At 63.3% G+C, this 16,865-nt stretch carries 14 protein-coding genes and 1 tRNA gene; 8 read left to right on the top strand and 7 right to left on the bottom strand.

From position 1 onward, the window contains the following. Positions 1 to 19: 19 nt before the first annotated feature. The 3 genes from EQG66_RS05605 (at position 20) to EQG66_RS05615 (ending at position 4,286) form a co-directional block, all read left to right on the top strand. Positions 20 to 2,092, top strand: coding sequence for a TonB-dependent receptor (locus tag EQG66_RS05605; protein ID WP_245987886.1), 2,073 nt, complete (start codon positions 20 to 22; stop codon positions 2,090 to 2,092). 85 nt (positions 2,093 to 2,177) lie between these two features. Next, positions 2,178 to 2,558 carry a preprotein translocase subunit SecG gene (secG, locus tag EQG66_RS05610; protein ID WP_129403577.1) on the top strand — a complete coding sequence of 127 codons (381 nt, stop codon included), beginning with the start codon at positions 2,178 to 2,180 and terminating at the stop codon, positions 2,556 to 2,558. 93 nt (positions 2,559 to 2,651) lie between these two features. Then, positions 2,652 to 4,286: a CTP synthase gene (locus EQG66_RS05615; protein ID WP_129403578.1), complete on the top strand. Its 1,635-nt coding sequence runs from the start codon at positions 2,652 to 2,654 to the stop codon at positions 4,284 to 4,286. Positions 4,287 to 4,390: 104 nt separating this feature from the next. On the opposite strand, the gene EQG66_RS05620 is transcribed toward EQG66_RS05615, so the two are convergent. The 4 genes from EQG66_RS05620 to EQG66_RS05635 form a co-directional block, all read right to left on the bottom strand. Then, positions 4,391 to 4,855 (bottom strand): Hsp20 family protein, encoded by a 465-nt coding sequence (locus EQG66_RS05620; protein WP_129403580.1) that lies wholly within the window; start codon positions 4,853 to 4,855, stop codon positions 4,391 to 4,393. A 134-nt stretch (positions 4,856 to 4,989) separates the two neighbouring features. Continuing rightward, complete coding sequence (locus EQG66_RS05625; RefSeq protein WP_129403582.1) at positions 4,990 to 6,219, bottom strand: FAD-dependent monooxygenase; 1,230 nt, start codon at positions 6,217 to 6,219, stop codon at positions 4,990 to 4,992. Positions 6,220 to 6,224: 5 nt separating this feature from the next. After that, a complete protein-coding gene (gene tldD, locus EQG66_RS05630; protein WP_129403584.1) occupies positions 6,225 to 7,667 on the bottom strand; it encodes a metalloprotease TldD in 1,443 nt (480 codons plus the stop codon). A 99-nt stretch (positions 7,668 to 7,766) separates the two neighbouring features. Continuing rightward, the gene (locus EQG66_RS05635) at positions 7,767 to 7,952 is read right to left on the bottom strand and encodes a zinc-finger domain-containing protein (protein ID WP_129403586.1); all 186 of its coding nucleotides are present in this window, start codon (positions 7,950 to 7,952) and stop codon (positions 7,767 to 7,769) included. A 79-nt stretch (positions 7,953 to 8,031) separates the two neighbouring features. Here EQG66_RS05635 and EQG66_RS05640 point away from each other — a divergent pair, with 79 nt between their 5' ends. Then, a complete protein-coding gene (locus tag EQG66_RS05640) occupies positions 8,032 to 8,964 on the top strand; it encodes an ABC transporter ATP-binding protein (protein WP_129403630.1) in 933 nt (310 codons plus the stop codon). Positions 8,965 to 8,967: 3 nt separating this feature from the next. Then, positions 8,968 to 10,572, top strand: coding sequence for an L-aspartate oxidase (gene nadB, locus EQG66_RS05645; protein ID WP_129403587.1), 1,605 nt, complete (start codon positions 8,968 to 8,970; stop codon positions 10,570 to 10,572). 106 nt (positions 10,573 to 10,678) lie between these two features. On the opposite strand, the gene EQG66_RS05650 is transcribed toward nadB, so the two are convergent. Both EQG66_RS05650 and EQG66_RS05655 read right to left on the bottom strand, forming a co-directional pair. Further along, complete coding sequence (locus EQG66_RS05650; protein WP_425470221.1) at positions 10,679 to 12,859, bottom strand: TonB-dependent receptor domain-containing protein; 2,181 nt, start codon at positions 12,857 to 12,859, stop codon at positions 10,679 to 10,681. 137 nt (positions 12,860 to 12,996) lie between these two features. Continuing rightward, the gene (locus tag EQG66_RS05655) at positions 12,997 to 14,130 is read right to left on the bottom strand and encodes a LysR family transcriptional regulator (RefSeq protein WP_164975597.1); all 1,134 of its coding nucleotides are present in this window, start codon (positions 14,128 to 14,130) and stop codon (positions 12,997 to 12,999) included. Positions 14,131 to 14,281: 151 nt separating this feature from the next. Between EQG66_RS05655 and EQG66_RS05660 the strand changes: the two genes are divergently transcribed. Continuing rightward, positions 14,282 to 14,355 (top strand) — tRNA-Gly (locus EQG66_RS05660). Positions 14,356 to 14,576: 221 nt separating this feature from the next. Here the strand turns inward: EQG66_RS05660 and EQG66_RS05665 are convergent. Beyond that, positions 14,577 to 15,254, bottom strand: a complete 678-nt coding sequence (locus EQG66_RS05665) for a beta/alpha barrel domain-containing protein (protein ID WP_245987887.1) — start codon at positions 15,252 to 15,254, stop codon at positions 14,577 to 14,579. 58 nt (positions 15,255 to 15,312) lie between these two features. Here EQG66_RS05665 and EQG66_RS05670 point away from each other — a divergent pair, with 58 nt between their 5' ends. Beyond that, entirely contained in the window at positions 15,313 to 15,666 is a 354-nt protein-coding gene (locus EQG66_RS05670; RefSeq protein ID WP_281273911.1) for a TonB-dependent receptor, read from the top strand. Next, entirely contained in the window at positions 15,666 to 16,262 is a 597-nt protein-coding gene (locus tag EQG66_RS05675; RefSeq protein ID WP_129403594.1) for an NADPH-dependent FMN reductase, read from the top strand. Before EQG66_RS05670 ends, EQG66_RS05675 begins: the two co-directional genes overlap by 1 nt. Positions 16,263 to 16,865: the final 603 nt, after the last annotated feature.

Consider the following 16,865-nt stretch of genomic DNA (forward strand, 5'->3'; position numbering starts at 1 on the left):
AATGTTGGCTGGAGCTTTGGTGGCAGTTTCATCGGTAGCGATGGCCGCAGAAGCGCCCGATAATTCCGAGAGCGACATCATCGTCATCGGCCATTCGGATGGCTATGTTACCCGCAATTCCATCACGGCGACCAAGACGGACACGCCGCTGCTCGATGTGCCCCAGAGCATTTCGGTCATCACGCGCGAGCAGCTCGATGATCAGGCCCAGCACAGCATGGCCGATGTGCTGCGCTATATGCCCGGCACCACCGTGGGGCAGGGCGAGGGCAACCGCGACCAGATCACCCTGCGCGGGCAAAACACCACGGCGGACTTCTTCCTCGATGGCGTGCGCGACGATGTGCAATATTATCGCAGCCTTTACAATATCGAGCGGGTCGAGGTGCTGAAAGGCCCCTATGCCATGATCTTTGGTCGCGGTGGTGGTGGTGGCATCATCAACCGCGTGCAGAAAACGCCGCAGCGGGACCGCACCCTGGTTGCGGGCGGGATGAGCATCAACAGCTTCGGCGCGTGGGATGTTTCGGCCGATGTCAATGTGCCGCTCAGCGTCGGATCGGCTCTACGGGTCAACGGCTTCTACGAGGAGCTGGGCAACCACCGCGACTATTATGATGGCGAGCGCTATGCCGTAAATCCCTATGTCGCGCTGGAGCTGGGCGCGGGCTGGCAGGCGGGCTTGTCCTATGAATATGTGAAGGATGACCGCGTAACCGATCGCGGCATCCCCTCGCTCAATTGCGCCGCGCCCTGTGTACGCGGGCCGCTGCCGGGCCACAGGGACAGCTTCTTCGGCGTGCCGGGCGTCAACCGCGCGGGGCTGGAGGCTCATATCGTCAAGACGCGGCTCGATGGCGAGCTGGCCGATTGGCTCGATTGGTCGACAACCCTGCTCTATGGCGATTTCGACAAATATTACACCAATGTCTATGCCAACGGCCCCGCGACCGGCGTCAACGGCACAGTGGCGCTGGCGGGCTATATCGACCCCACACAGCGGGAAAACTTCATTGCCCAGAGCAATCTCGTCGCCGATGTCGCGCTGGGCGGCCTGGACAATAAGATCCTCATCGGGCTGGAATATGGCAACCAGCAGTCGGCAAACCAGCGCTATAACGCGGTGCTGTCGTCCTCGACGTTGAACCTCGCGACCTTCGCTTATCCAACGGTGACTTTCCCTGCCGTCAGCCGCAGCACCCGTTCGGACGTCACCTTCCTCTCTGCCTATGTGCAGAACCAGATCAGCATAGGCGCGCATCTCGATATCATCGTCGGCGCGCGCTATGACCGGTTCGAGATCAAGGGCGTGGACATAGCCGGCAACAACCGCCGCTTTGCCCGCACGGATGAGAAAATATCCCCGCGCTTCGGCCTGATCCTGAAGCCGAAGGAAAATATCTCGCTCTACAGCAGTTACAGCCAGTCGTTCCTGCCGCGATCGGGCGATCAGTTCCTCACCCTTGCGCCCGCCTCCGGCTCGACCCCCGCGCAGCAGGATCTCGCGCCCGAAAAGTTCACCAACTATGAGGTGGGAGCGAAGTGGGACATCCGGCCCAACCTCAATGCCACAGCCGCGCTGTTTCAGCTCGATCGCAGCAACGCGACCACGCCCAACCCAAATGCTCCGGCCCAGACCATTGTCGCCGGCACCACCCGCACGCGCGGGCTGGAGCTGGCGCTTAGCGGCAAGATCACCAAGGCGTGGCAGATCAGCGGCGGCTACACCTGGCAGGACGCCTACATCAAGGGCAATGACAGCATCCGCGTCGCACAGGTGCCTAAGCACCAGTTTGCACTGTGGAACCGCTATGATTTCAATGCCATAGTCGGCGCGGGGCTGGGCGTTGTGCATCAGGCGAGCCAATATGCCGCGCTGCATAATCCGGCTGGCAACAGCTTCGCGACGCGCCTGCCCGGTTTCACCCGCGTGGATGCCGCGCTGTTTTTCAGCCCGTCAGACAAGGTGCAACTTCAGGTCAATATCGAGAACCTGCTCGATGAGACTTATTATTCCGACGCGCATAACAACAATAACATCTCCACCGGCGCGCCGATCAACGCCCGCTTCACCGCGCGGGTGAAGTTCTAAAGTCTCAAGCGGCTCCGACGGGTTGAACGCGCGGCCTATCCCGGCTAAGGGCGGGCAAGCAATGTTTCAGGATAACGCATAACCGATGTTCACATTCCTTCTCGTGGTGCAGGCGATTGTCGCCACATGCCTCGTCACCGTTGTTCTGATGCAGCGCTCGGAAGGCGGCGGCCTTGGCATGGGTGGCAGCCCAGGCGGCTTCATGTCTGCCCGCGGCGCTGCGGATTTCCTCACCCGCTCCACCACGGTGCTGGCGACGATCTTCGTTTCCTTAAGCATCGCGCTGGCGGTGATGGCCTCGGTCAAGCGCGCGCCGTCGCAGATCGATACCTCGCTTGCGAAGCAGGCCGCGCCGCTTGCCCAGCCGGGCGCGGCGGCTCCGGGCGCGGGCGATCCGCTGGCGAATGCCGCGCAAAGCGTGGGCGAACAGGGCGCTGCCAACGGCGCGGTGCCGCTCGCGCAATAATCACGCGATTCCTTCGTCAAGCCTAATTATTTTCAGGCGTGCATCATCGCGCGCTTGCCCTTTCTCATGAAACAGGATTAAGCCTTCACTCCCATGGCGCGGTATATTTTCATAACCGGCGGCGTGGTCTCCTCGCTCGGCAAAGGCCTGATGGCCGCCTCGCTTGCAGCACTGCTTCAGGCGCGTGGATATCGCGTGCGTATTCGCAAGTTCGATCCCTATCTCAATGTCGATCCGGGCACGATGTCGCCCTATCAGCATGGCGAGGTCTATGTGACCGACGACGGGGCCGAGACCGACCTTGATCTCGGCCATTATGAGCGCTTTACCGGCGTTTCTGCCCGTCAGTCGGACAATGTGACTCAGGGCCGCATCTATCAGACGATCATCACCAAGGAGCGGCGGGGCGACTATCTCGGCGCGACGGTGCAGGTGATCCCGCATGTGACGGACGAGATCAAGGCGTTCGCGCTGGCCGATACCGAGGGGCTGGATTTCGTGCTGTGCGAGATCGGCGGCACCGTGGGCGATATCGAGAGCCTGCCTTTCATGGAGGCGATTCGCCAGCTCCACAATGATCTGGGGCGCGGCCAGTCGATCTTCGTGCATGTGACGCTGGTGCCCTATATCGCGGCGGCGGGAGAGCTGAAGACCAAGCCGACCCAGCACAGCGTGCGCGAGCTGACCAGCTTGGGCATCCAGCCCGATATATTGCTCTGCCGCTGCGAACAGCCTTTGCCTGAGAGCGAGCGCGCCAAGATCGCGCTGTTCTGCAATGTGCGGCCTCAGGCGGTTATCCCCGCGCTCGATGCGCCGAGCATCTATTCTGTCCCCACGCAATATCATGCCGAGGGGCTGGACGAAGAGGTGCTGCGCGCCTTCGGCATCGAAGGATCGCCGGAGCCGGAGCTCAGCCGCTGGCTCGACATCATGGATCGCCACGCCAACCCTGAGGGCGAGGTGACGATCGGCGTTGTCGGCAAATATGTCGGCCTTCAGGATGCGTACAAATCGCTGCACGAGGCGCTGGTGCATGGCGGGCTCGCCAACCGGGTCAAGGTCAACATCCGCTGGATCGACGCCGAACTGTTCGAGCAGCCGGATAGCGACATCGCCGCGCGGCTGGAACCGATGCACGGCATCCTTGTACCCGGCGGCTTTGGCGTGCGCGGGTCCGAGGGCAAGATCGCGGCGGTGCGGTTCGCGCGCGAACGCGGCGTGCCGTTCTTCGGCATATGCCTGGGCATGCAGATGGCCTGCATAGAGGGCGCGCGGAACACGGCCGGGATAGCGGCGGCCTCCACCACCGAATTTGGGGAAACATCGGAGCCTGTCGTCGGCCTCATCACCGAATGGATGAGCGCGGAGGGCCTGCAAAAGCGCAGCGCCGAGGGCGACCTTGGCGGCACGATGCGGCTGGGCGCCTATCCTGCCAGCCTCTCTGGCAACAGCGTCGTCTCCGGCATCTATGGCGCCACCGAGATCAGCGAGCGCCACCGCCACCGCTACGAGGTCAACGCCGCCTATCGCGAGCCGCTGGAAAAGGGCGGTCTGCTGTTTTCCGGCATGTCACCCGATGGCACCTTGCCCGAAATCGTCGAGCGGCCGGATCATCCCTGGTTCATCGGGGTGCAATTCCACCCTGAGCTGAAATCCAAGCCGTTCGATCCGCATCCCCTGTTCGCCGGGTTCATCGAGGCGGCGGTGAAGCAGAGCCGGTTGGTCTAAAAACGCCAGTTGGTTTGACGCAAACAAAAGCCCCTCCCCTTGGGGGGAGGGGTTTGGGGTGGGGGCGAGCCTTATAAACCCGCCCCCTATCCAAAAAGCTCGGTTTACGCCGCGTCGCTCTGCTTGCCGATCTCGACGATCTGCCCGCCATTGATTGCGATCTTCTTCGGCTTCATCGCTTCGGGCACCTCGCGCACCAGCTCGATCACCAGCAGGCCATCGGCCAGCGCAGCACTCTCTACCCGCACGAAATCGGCCAGCTCGAAGCGGCGCTCAAAGCTGCGGTTGGCGATGCCGACATGCACGAACTTGGCGCGCTCGTCATTGCCCAGCTCTGCCTTGCGGCCTGATACCTGAAGCAGGTTCTGCTGGGCCACGATATCCAGCTCGTCCTCGCGGAAGCCCGCGACCGCAAGCGTCACGCGATACTTGTCGTCAGACAGGCGCTCGATGTTAAACGGGGGGTAATTATCGCCCTGAATGGCCCGCGCGTTGTTCTCGATCAGGTCGAAAAGGCGGTCAAAGCCCACGGTGGACCGGCGATAGGGGGTAAGGTCAAAACCACGCATAATCATATCTCCTCTATTGAGCGAGTTATCCAATCGCCGGACCCGTCATGGCATCCGGCTGAAAATGTCCGCCGCTACTGCGCCCGGACACAAGAGATTTAGGGAGAGGGAAAGCGGATTCAAGGGGGGTGAGTTTACACCATCTCCCCGGCCAGCAGCCGCGGCAGCGCGCCGCTTGTCCCGCGCGCTTCGTTCATAAAGCGGGATTTGAGCGGTCCGGCCTTCTGCACCGCCGCCAGCCCCGCGCGGCGGACCAGCGAGGGAAGCCGCCCCGGCACATCGAACAGGCGCACCAGCCCGCCCATCGCCATCGTGACCGAAAGCGTATCGAGGCTGCGCCAGCGCTGATAGCGGGTGAGAAGCTGCGCGTCGCCCGGCTCCAGCCCCAGCCGCATGCCATCCACGATCACCTCAATCAGCGCCGCGACATCGCGAAAGCCGAGGTTCACGCCTTGCCCCGCAATCGGGTGGATGCCGTGCGCGGCGTCTCCCGCCAGCGCGAGGCGCGTGTCGGTGATCCGTGCCGCGCGGTGATAACCCAAGGGATAGCTGGAGCGTGGCCCGGCCAGGCTGATCTCGCCCAGAAAGCCGCCGATCCGCTTTTGCGCCTCGGCCAGGAACCCGCGCTCGCCCAGCTTCAGCATGGCCGGCGCCTGAGCAGAGGGCACGGTCCACACCACAGCGCTGCGGTATTTACCCGGCACGGCGGGCTGCATCGGCAGCAGCGCGAACGGCCCGCCGGGGTAGAATATCTCATAGGCCGTGCCTGCGTGATCGACCTCATGATGAAACGCCGTGACGATGGCGACATGATCATAGGCCCATTTCGCGACCGTGATCCCCGCCGCCTCGCGCGTCGGGCTGGCGCGGCCCTCGGCGCCGACGAGCAGCGAGCCTGAGAGCTTCGCCCCGCTCGCCAGCGTCACGGAAACGCCCTCAAGGCTGCGATGCACCTCCACCGCGCTATCGGGTTGATAGAGCGTCAGATGCTCCGCCGCTTCGGCGCACTCGCGCAGGGCGCGGCGCGTCTCGCGGTTTTCGAACATGATGCCCATCGGCGTGTCGTCGTCTTCCGGTGGCGCAAAATCGAGCGTGCCCGGCTGCAACCCGTCGGAAACCCATATACGCTCGATCGCGCAGCCCTTACCCTCCAGCCGCTCCGCGATGCCGATCGCCTGAAACAGCTTCCAGCTCGCGCTGGAAATGGAGGACACGCGTCCATCGAAATTGGGCGCTAGCGTTGCCTCAGGCTGCGCAGGGTCAATCACCGCGCAAGAGACACCGTGGGCGGACAGGCCGATGCCCAGCGTCAGGCCCACCAGCCCGCCGCCCATGATGATGACATCGAAACTGCGCGCGTCCATCGCCGTCAGTTCCCCGTGCCGCCGACAGTCAATCGGTCGATCAGCAGCGTCGGCTGGCCCACGCCAGCGGGCACGCTCTGGCCCGCCTTGCCGCACATGCCGATGCCCTCATCCAGCGCCATGTCGTTGCCGATGCCGCTGATGCGGCTCATCGCCTCCGGCCCGTCGCCGATCAGCGTCGCGCCCTTGATCGGGTCGAGGATCTTGCCGTTCTTCACGCGATAGGCCTCGGTGCAGGAAAACACGAACTTGCCCGATACGATGTCGACCTGCCCGCCGCCAAAGCTCTTGGCATAGATGCCGTCCTTCACGCGGCTGAGCAGCTCGGCGGGGTCATCCTCGCCGCCCTTCATGAAGGTGTTGGTCATGCGCGGCATTGGTGCGTGGGCATAATCCTCGCGTCGCCCGTTGCCCGTGGGCGCAACGCCCATCAGGCGCGCGTTCAATCGATCCTGCATATAGCCCTTGAGAATGCCATCCTCGATCAGCACCGTCTCCTGCGTCGGCGTGCCCTCGTCATCGATGGAGAGCGAGCCGCGCCGCTCGAAGATAGAGCCATCGTCCACTACCGTGACCCCCTTGGCCGCTACCTGCTCGCCGATGCGCCCCGAAAAGGCCGAGGTGCCCTTGCGGTTGAAATCGCCCTCCAGCCCATGGCCGACCGCCTCGTGCAGCAGCACGCCGCACCAGCCGGAGCCGAGAAGCACCTGCATCTCCCCCGCCGGTGCATCGACCGAGCGGAGGTTTGTCTGCGCCTGTTTGATCGCCTCGTCGATCGCCCGGCGCCATGTCGTTTCCTCCATCACGCCGTCATAGAGATAGCGCCCGCCAACACCGAACACGCCGGTCTCGCGCCGCCCATTCTCTTCCATGATGACCGAGACGTTGAGGCGCACCAGCGGGCGGATGTCGCTGGCGGTAAAGCCATCGGCGCGCACGATGTCGATCACCGACCAGCTTCCCGCGAGGCTGACCGACACCTGACTGACGCGCGGATCGGCGGCGCGCGCCACCGCGTCGATCTTGGCGCACAGCGCAACCTTCTCGGCAAAGGGGACGAGTTCGAGCGGGTTGGCCTCGGTGTATAAATGCCGGTTGGTGCGCGCAGGCGGCGGGGCGGGGGCCTGGCTCGCCGGATCGAGCAGGCTCAGCGTCTGCGCCGCGCGGTTGATAGCAGCCTCGCTGATCTCGTTCGCATGGGCAAAGCCCGTCATCTCGCCGGAAACGCCGCGCAGGCCAAAACCCTTGTCGGTCGAATAATCTGCGGTTTTCAGCCGCCCGTCGTCAAAGCCGAAGCTCTCGGTCGCGCGATATTGCAGATAGAGCTCGCCATCGTCGCAGTTTTTGAGGGCGGCGGCGGTGAGGCGTTTCGCGCCATCGGGGTCAAGCATCCCGTCGCGATAGAGCAGGCCACGGGCATCGGTATATTGGGAGGTCATATCGGTCATGAAACCGATATAAGGGCAGCGCCGCGCTATGCCAGAGCTGATTTCAATGTCGCATCGCTGTTTGCGAAAAACCGGTTCCCACTTTTTCGCGCGACGCTCTTAATGCGCGTCGGCTGGCCCGCCGATCAACACAAACCGCCGGTCGCAATAGCCACATTCCACCGCGCCGCTTTCGTTGATCTCCAGCCACACGCGCGGATGGCCCAGCGCGGCAGGAATGTCGCCGGTTCCGTCGCAGCATACTCGGCGCTTGTCGGTGCGGATGGTTTCGGGCTGTGTGCTCATGCGCCAGCGCCTTAGCATCGGTGCGGGCCGCTATCAATATGGCGTTTGCTTGCCGCCTGTTCGCCGCTATGACGCAGCTATGACCGAGAGTATATCCAGCCAGAACGCCATCGAGATCGCGCACCTTTCCAAGGTCTATGCAGGCGGGAAAAAGGCGCTCGACGACGTGAGCCTCAACATCCCGCGCGGGCAGATATTCGGCCTGCTCGGCCCCAATGGCGCGGGCAAATCGACACTGATCAACATTCTTGCCGGGCTGGTGAACAAAACATCGGGCAGCGCGCGGATCTGGGGCTTCGACATCGATGTGAACCCGCGCAACGCCAAGAACAGCATCGGCATCGTCAATCAGGAGATCATGTTCGATCCCTTCTTCACGCCGTTTGAGACGCTGGAGAATCAGGCGGGCTTCTATGGCGTGCCCAAATCCGAGCGCCTCTCGATGGAGCTGCTGCGCGCGGTGCATCTGGAGGACAAGGCCAATGCCTATGCCCGCACCCTTTCCGGCGGCATGAAGCGGCGGCTGATGGTGGCCAAGGCGATGGTCCATTCCCCGCCGATACTGGTGCTGGATGAACCAACGGCTGGGGTCGACATCATGCTGCGCCAGCAATTGTGGGACTATGTGAGGGAGCTGAACGCGCAGGGCGTGACGATCGTGCTGACCACCCATTATCTGGAGGAGGCCGAGGAGCTGTGCGATCGCATCGCCATCATCAACCACGGCCGCCTGATTGCCAACAAGCCGACGCGCGAACTGGTCGATATGGCGCAGGAAAAGATCGTGATCGTCACCGTGGATCGCGATGGCGCGGGTCTTCCCTCTCACCCCTGTTTCGACAAGGTCGAGCAGACGGGAGAGCGCGTCTTCAGCATCACCTTCAACAAGGACCGCGCCAATGCGGGCGATGTGCTGGGCGCGGTGCAGGCGCTGGGCTTCGGCATCGTCGATGTCGCCACGCGCGAGCCGGATCTGGAGGACGTGTTCCTCAACCTGACGGCGGCTGCGTAATCGATGACCATTCGACCCTACGACGTCATCATCATCGGCTCCGGCGCGGCCGGGCTGACGGCGGCGCTCACCCTCGCGCAGGACAAGCGCGTGCTGGTACTCGCAAAGGGGCCGCTCGATGGCGGATCGACCAACTGGGCGCAGGGCGGCATCGCGGCGGTGCTGGATGCGGGCGACAGCTTCGAGAGCCATATCGAGGACACGATGATCGCGGGCGCAGGCCTCAATGATCGCGCCACGGTCGAGTTCGTGGTGTCCGAAGCGCCAGCGGCGATAGAGCGGCTGGCCGGGCTGGGCGTTCCCTTCAACGAGGGCGCGGCATTCGGGCGGCGCTGGGATTTGACCAAGGAAGGCGGCCACTCGCACCGCCGTATCGTGCATGTGGACGACGCGACCGGCGCCGCCGTGCAGCAGGCGCTGGTCAAGGCCGCCACCGCCAACCCCAACATCACCCTGATGCCCGATATGGTGGCGATTGATCTTATCACCTCCCGCAATGCGGAGCGCTATTCGGGCGATGGGCATGTCTGGGGCGTCTACGCCTTCAACCGCAAGACCCGCCGCGTCGACGCCTTCATCGGCCGCGCCACCATCCTCGCCACGGGCGGGGCAGGGCGGGCCTATCTCTTCTCCACCGCCCCGCGCGGCGCGACCGGCGATGGAATCGCGATGGCCTGGCGCGCGGGCTGCCGCGTCTCCAACATGGAGATGAACCAGTTCCACCCCACCTGCCTCTATAACCTTGAGGTCAAGAACTTCCTCATAACCGAGGCGGTGCGGGGCGAGGGCGGGCTGCTGAAGCTCCCCCCCGGCGCGCCCAATGGCGGCAAGCGCTTCATGGATCGGCACGACAAGCGCGGCGAGCTCGCCCCGCGCGATGTGGTGGCCCGCGCCATCGACCACGAGATCAAGCGCCTCGGCCTCGATTATGTCCACCTCGACATCAGCCACAAGGGCGAAGCCTTCGTGAAGGAGCATTTCCCCACGATCTACGCCCGCCTGCTCGATCTTGACATCGACATCACGAAAGAGCCGATCCCGGTCGTCCCCGCCCAGCACTATACCTGCGGCGGCGTGATCATCGACCTCGACGGGCGCACGGACCTGCCCGGCCTCTATGCGGCGGGAGAGGTGAGCGAAAGCGGCCTGCACGGCGCCAACCGCCTCGCATCCAACAGCTTGCTCGAATGTTTCGTGTTCGGCGAGGCGGCGGCCAAACATATCCGCGCGCACTGGGACGAACTGCCCGCGCCCCCCGCGATCAAACCGTGGGACGAAAGCCGCGTGACCGACAGCGACGAGGAAGTGATCGTCCAGCACAACTGGAAGGAAATCCGCCGCTTCATGTGGGACTATGTCGGCATCGTGCGCACCACCAAGCGGCTGGAGCGCGCCAAGCACCGCATAGACCTGCTCGCGTCAGAGGTGGACGAATATTACGGCAATTTCCGCGTCACGCCGGACCTCATCGAGCTGCGCAACCTCGTCGACGTCGCCCGCCTCGTCATCCGCTCGGCGCTGAAACGGCACGAGAGCCGGGGCCTGCACTATACGCTGGATTATCCGGAGATGCTGCCTAAGGCAGAAGACACCGTGCTGGCGCCTTGAGGATGGCGGATGCAGCCCTTTTTACCCACCCCGCTGCGACTAGCCGCGCCTGCGTCTTGGCAAGTCTCGCTCCCCTCCCGCTTGCGGGAGGGGTTGGGGGTGGGTCCTAAAACCCCACCCTGGCCGTCACCCGCACATCGCGCCCGCCAAGCGGCGCGTAGTCTTTCAAATAGCTCGCGTGCCGCCGTGCGGTCACGTCGAAGATATTGTTGGCCGATAGCGTGACACTGGTCGCGCGATTATTTGGTACAGGCCGCCAGGTTACCGAGGCATTGACCAGCGTGAACGCGCCCGTCTCGGTCTCGCGCGCGTTGACCCGCTTCTGCGCGAAACTGTGTTCCGCCTCGGCGCGCACCGTCCACACGTCATTGCCCAGCTCTGCGCCGCCCATCACGCGCAGCGGGGGGATGCGCGGGGCAGGGCCAGCGCCCTTTATCGTCGCGCGCACATAATCTGCCGAGGCGTCTAGGTTGAGCGCCGTCTCGCCCCAGCGCGCCGCCGTCACGCTCGCTTCCGCCTCAAAGCCATAGGTCCGGGCATTGGCCTGGCTGTAAGCGAAGCAGGGAAATTCTATCTCGGACAGGCCAGTCTCGGCGAGGCAGACACTTTCGTCCACCTCTGCGTCATAGATATAGCCGTCAAACCAGTTGTGATAGGCATTGAGCGCCACAGCATAGCCCGCGCCCGCGCCCTTGACGCTGCCTTCCACGCCCCAGCTCTTTTCCTTGCCGAAGGCGGGATTGCCCAGCTCAAACGCCTGCGTGCCCGCATGCGGCCCGCGCGCGAACAGCTCCTCTGCCGCCGGGGCGCGCTCGCTGCGCACGGCGTTCACCCCCAGTCGCCAGCCCGGCGCGGCCTCAAGGCTCGCCCCGGCTGAGAAAGACAGCGCATCAAAGCTGCGCTGCTGCGCCAGCACGCCAAGGTCCGCATCCTCCGCCGCGCTCACCCGCGCATGTTCAAAGCGCGCGCCACCCTCGATGCGCAGCTTGCCCATATCGAGGGATTGCAGAGTGAACAGGCCAAACTGCGTCGTGCTGTTTTTCGGCAGGAATTTCTCTTCGCCCACCACATAGAAATCGCGGGTGAAAATCTGGACGCCGCTCACGCCATCCCAGCCATCCCGCTTGGTCTGCACCAGCTCCGCGCGCCCTTCCATGCCCTTGGCGAAGAAGCGCGTACCGACAGTCCCGTCTTCCTCGATCTCGGCATGGGTATAATCCGCATAGCCTGCGCGCAGGCGGATGCGGTCCACAAAGGCGCCATCGGCGTGCAGTTCGGCGCGCAGGTCGGCGCGCGTTTGGCGTATGGCGAGGGTGATGTTCTCATGGCCGTGGCCATGTTCCTCCTCGCCCTCGCCCTCGCCCTCTTCTTCGCCTTCGTGATGTTCTTCTTCTTCAACCTCCAGACGAGCGGGCACGCCATATTTGTTGTCGATATGGTTGACCGAAAAGCCGATGTCGCCGCCGGTGCCGATATAGGCGAGGGCACCCGCCACTTCCCAGCTTTCCGCCGCGCTGTTGGGGAGCTTGCCCTTGAGCGTGGCCAGCTCGGCAATGTCCGGGTCGCCGCTCGCAAGGGCTTTGGCGCGCAAGGCGGGAGTGAGGATAAAGCCACCGGTGCGCAGATTGTTGCTCTTGCTCCAGCTGCCGTCAACATGCGCGACAAAGCCGCCGCCCAGCGGTGCTTCGGCCTTGCCGGAAAGGGTGCGTTCGTCTGCTGCGCTGCCATAAGTGGCGATGCCTTCGACATGCACGGCTTCGTCGGGGATTTTGTGCGGGATACGCGCATCGACCACGTTCACCACGCCGCCGATCGCGCTGGAACCATAAAGCAGGGCGGCGGGGCCGCGCACCACCTCGATGCGTTCTGCGGTTAGCGGATTGATCGCGACGGCATGGTCCACGGAAGTGTTGGAAACGTCGAAGCTGCCGATACCATCGGTCAACACGCGCACGCGCTCGCCCTGAAGGCCGCGCAGCACGGGGCGGGATGCGTTGGGGCCAAAGCTGGTGGCCGAAACGCCCGGCTGGCGGGACAGCGTCTCGCCGATGGTGCCGCGCAGCTCACGGGCGAGCTGATCGCCAGCAACGACCGAGACGCCGCCCAGCGCGTCCTCAAGGCTGCGGTTGACGAGGGCGGTGACAATGATGTCAGACGCCGGGCGGTCATGATAAGCGGGGGTGGGTTGCGGGGCCGGTGCCTGAGCCAGCGCGGCCGCGGGCGCGACGAGGATCGCGGCAGCCGAAGCGAGGAGAACGGGGGAGGGGCGGCGGGCGGCTATGGTCACGGGGCAGGCTCCGGCAAAAGGTGGGTGCGGGGTGTGCGTTCACTGCCTGCGGGCTCTACCGTGAATGATATAACATATCAATTGCAAAATGCAGAACCGCTTTCACCGTGGAAAAAGCCCTCTACTTCTATGCCGGATCAGCGGAACAGGAACTCCGCCAGCGCCTGCACCGCCGGGTCCTGCGCCAGCGCGGGGCGGATCGCCTGACGCACCTGCACCTGCGGCAAACCGGAGGCATAAGCCAGTCGCTCGATCCCCCGCATCTTCCCGAAATCCCGCGCCATCGGCCCGAAGGCCGGGAAGCACGCCGTGCCCTCCTTGAGGTGCTTCATGATGGCGTAGAGGTCGTCCGTCTCCAGCTCCGGCGCGGGCAGGGCAAGGCCGCTCTCGCTCAGCGCCTGCTCGGCCAGCAGGCGGGAGAGGTTCCCCGGCTTCAGCGCCGCATAGGGCAGCGCCGCTATCTCCCGCGCGCCCAGCGCCTCCTCGGCCGCCAGCGGATGATCGGCGCTGACGAACAGCGAGATCCGCTCGCTCCAGGCATAACGGCTGGGAAAGCTGCGCCCTTCGGCCAGCGCGTAATAATAAGCGATGTCGGCCTTGCGTTCGTAAAACAGCCGGGTGGCCTGTTCCTCGTCGATGCTCTCCAGCATCAGCGTGATGCCGATATCCGGGCTGGCATCCTCGAACGCCAGCAGCGCCTCCTGAAAATGACTGAAGATCGCGGGGTGCGAGGCGAGCGTGATCGTCTGCACCGGCGTGCGGGAGGGGGGAAGGCCGGCGGAGCGAAGCGCTTCCGCCTCAGGTTCCTGTGTCGGCGTCTCAGCGGCCGGGACGTCTGCTGGCAAAGGCGGTATGGCCAGTGGCCTGTGCGGACGGAAATGCTTGGGGCTGACGGGTGCATCCTCGTCCAGCGGCTCATAAGCGACTGTCTCTATCTCAAGCGCGTGCGGCCTTGGCTCATCAGGATATGGTTTGCCTGACATCGCCGGGCGGTTTTCCTCATCGGAAACGATCAGCGCTTCGGTCCAGTCACTCGCGCCATCGGGCGGCATTTCGCCCAGCGCGGCGACGATCCTGCGCCCAGCTTCCGTCAGTTCCACACTGCCATCCTCAATGCGGAATATCTGCACGCCGACCTTGTCTTCAAAGTCGTTCATCGTCTCTATCACGGTTGCGGGTGAAAGACGCAGCGCTTCCGAGCAGGCTGCAATATTTCCAGTCGCCACCAGGCGCGCAAACACATCGAACTGCTGTGCTATCTGTCCGCTCATCAGGCGAGGATAGGCCAAGCGGAGAAGGAGCGTAAGGGGCAATCGGCAGTGCCGCGTTTCAAAACGCATATTTTGACCGTGGACTGTGTAGAAAGCGGTATGCCGTGTTGACGAATGTGCCTTGGCCGTGGCAAGGGCTGCCCAGCGATAAGCGGGTATAGCATAGTGGTAATGCACTAGCCTTCCAAGCTAGCTAGGCGGGTTCGATTCCCGCTACCCGCTCCAATTTCCTGTCCATCGCTGTCCGTATCTGTCTGGACAGACTTCCTAAAAATCTAGTCTTCTGCCATTCACGTTCAGTGGCAACCGGACCTTTGTGGGGGGGGCATGATGGGGACCAAATTGAGCGTGGCCCAATGCGCTGGCTCCCAGGCGGGGCTATGGAGAAAGTAGAAAGGCGCCGGAATATGGCCCTTCCTGCCTCGAAAGCCTAAGCGCCGGCTTGCTCATGCGTGTTCGTTCGCCCGTGCCATCAGGGCGTGGCGTACTCGTCCGCCGGTCTGCGCGCCCGGTATCTCCTCTATCCGCTTGCCGATCTCCACCAGAGCCGCGAGGGTGATCCCGGTTTGCGCGGCCATCCCCTCGAACATCCAGACGGCATCTTCGGTGGCGACATTGCCTGTCGCGCCCGGCGCGAAGGGGCAACCGCCTAGCCCGGCGACGGAGGCGTCGAAGATTCGTACGCCTGTGTCCCATGCGGCAAGCATATTGGCTGTGCCAAGGCCATAGGTGTCATGGCCATGAAACGCCCACCGCACCGAGGCAGGGTAGCGGGTCATTGCTTCCGCAAAAAGGGTGCGGACCTGAAGCGGCGTGGCGCGTCCGGTTGTGTCGCACAGCGCGACCTCGACTTCAGGGGCCATCGGTATCAATAGATCAAGTAGAGCGAACACCTGCTGGCGATCGACGATGCCATCATAGGAGCAATCGAAAGCAGTCGCGACATTGAGGCGCATTTTCGTGTCCACCCCTACGAGAGTGAGGACACCGGCATATTCCCCGGCGCTCTCCGTAGGTCTGCGGCGTACATTGCCCCAGTTATGCCGCTCGCTCACCGACAGCACGAACACGAGATGCCGAGCCTCGGCGCCCAACGCGAGTTCGGCCTGACGCGCGGTCGGCACCAGCTTCCCGCGCGCCGAGATCTATATCCCGCGTTTAACCGGAGGCAACCAGCTCACCATTGGCGATGCGTCGGGTGATCCGCTGCCCCGTACCCCGGAGTTCAGCGGTAATGTCGGCCTCTCCTATGACCATAAGATGGGTGACGAGAGCCGCCTCTTCGCCAGTACCAATCTCTATGGCACGGATGCCGTCTTCTGGGCGCCGGGCGCGCGGGTGAAGACTGGCGGCTATGGTGTGCTTAATGCCACGTTGGGCTACGCCTTTCCACGCGATGTCTTTTCGATCGAGGCATTCGGCCGCAACCTCACCGACACGCGCTATGCCAATTATGTCGTGCCTTCCGCCAACGCGGATCGCACATCCTATGCCCAGCCGCTAACATATGGCGTGCGTTTCTCAGTCCATTATTGATGAAGGTCGAGGTGGCAGAAGGGCGGGGAAGGGACGAGCTGGTGCTGCGTTTTGCAGGGCTACCGGGTAGCTTGCGTCGCGCGTCATTCAACAGTGCGCTGCTGCGCGAGGCGGCGGTGCTGGCTCCTCCCCAAGCGCAGCTCGCCCTCTATGACGATTTGGCCCAACTGCCCCATTATAACAAGGATCTGCGCGAGGAAGGTGATCCTGCCCCGGTAGCGGATATGCGCGCCTTCTTTGCAGAGGCCGACGCAGCGGTGATCGCCTGCCCGGAGTATAATCGCGGCATGCCGGGAGTGCTGAAAAACGCGCTCGATTGGCTTTCGCGCCCGCCCGATCCGCCGCTTTATGGCAAATCTGTGCTGCTGATCGGCACGGCGACGGGCGGCATGGGCGGCGCCCTCGCGCACTATCAGGCGCGGCAGGTGCTGTCCGCCATGGGGGCAATCGTCCTGCCGGGCCGCGAGGTGGTGCTTCCCTTTGCGGCGGATCGCTTTACACCGGAACTCAGATTGCGGCAGGAAAGTGATCGAATCTTATTGCGCGAGGCAATGGAGCGCTTCTGTGCTCTAAAAGTGTTTAGTCTGGGGAATTGATGGTGCATTATTCATGCGGGAAAGGAAGGATGCACTATGGGGCAGGATCTATGCGGGAGGGCTGGGACGACTGAGGCAGTTGCTTGAGCGATACAGCATAGTCAAGAGAGCCTGAGTTGCCCGGAGGCGATCGACTGGACCAGCAAGCTCGTCTTTGTCGAACTGCACGCGCAACCTGAAGACGCTGCGCGGCCTCCCGTCATACGAATACATCCGCAAAGGCTCTACAAACCAACCTCAACGCTTCACCCTAAGCCCGAACTATTAAATGACCGGACTATACAAATAGGTTCAGGGCTCATTGATTGATCCAGAAGATGACGGTTGCGGCGATACAGATGGCTGACATGAAGATGCGCGCGTTTATAGTGTCGGGTATGGATGCGACGCCAGTCATTGAGCCTGCCTAACATGATCTCGATTTTGTGGCGCTGATGGTAGAGCGTTGGTTCGTGCGGGATCTGCACATAGCGGTTGGGACTGTCAGGATTTCCGTGTGTGGGCGGGTATAATGGGGAAGAAGGAGACCCACTATGTCCCGACGCAAGGAGCCGTTGATTCCGGCTGATTTACTCGACCAACTGCTCGCTGGCGGCGATGCCG

Source organism: Sphingobium fluviale (assembly GCF_004122115.1).
GTDB classification, from domain to species: Bacteria; Pseudomonadota; Alphaproteobacteria; order Sphingomonadales; family Sphingomonadaceae; genus Sphingobium; species Sphingobium fluviale.

Coding starts and splice junctions, on each gene's coding strand:
- secG (WP_129403577.1), top strand. CDS start 2,178: ATGTTCACATTCCTTCTCGTGGTGCAGGCGATTGTCGCCACATGCCTC.
- EQG66_RS05615 (WP_129403578.1), top strand. CDS start 2,652: ATGGCGCGGTATATTTTCATAACCGGCGGCGTGGTCTCCTCGCTCGGC.
- EQG66_RS05620 (WP_129403580.1), bottom strand. CDS start 4,855: ATGCGTGGTTTTGACCTTACCCCCTATCGCCGGTCCACCGTGGGCTTT.
- EQG66_RS05625 (WP_129403582.1), bottom strand. CDS start 6,219: ATGGACGCGCGCAGTTTCGATGTCATCATCATGGGCGGCGGGCTGGTG.
- tldD (WP_129403584.1), bottom strand. CDS start 7,667: ATGACCGATATGACCTCCCAATATACCGATGCCCGTGGCCTGCTCTAT.
- EQG66_RS05635 (WP_129403586.1), bottom strand. CDS start 7,952: ATGAGCACACAGCCCGAAACCATCCGCACCGACAAGCGCCGAGTATGC.
- EQG66_RS05640 (WP_129403630.1), top strand. CDS start 8,032: ATGACCGAGAGTATATCCAGCCAGAACGCCATCGAGATCGCGCACCTT.
- nadB (WP_129403587.1), top strand. CDS start 8,968: ATGACCATTCGACCCTACGACGTCATCATCATCGGCTCCGGCGCGGCC.
- EQG66_RS05655 (WP_164975597.1), bottom strand. CDS start 14,130: ATGAGCGGACAGATAGCACAGCAGTTCGATGTGTTTGCGCGCCTGGTG.
- EQG66_RS05675 (WP_129403594.1), top strand. CDS start 15,666: ATGAAGGTCGAGGTGGCAGAAGGGCGGGGAAGGGACGAGCTGGTGCTG.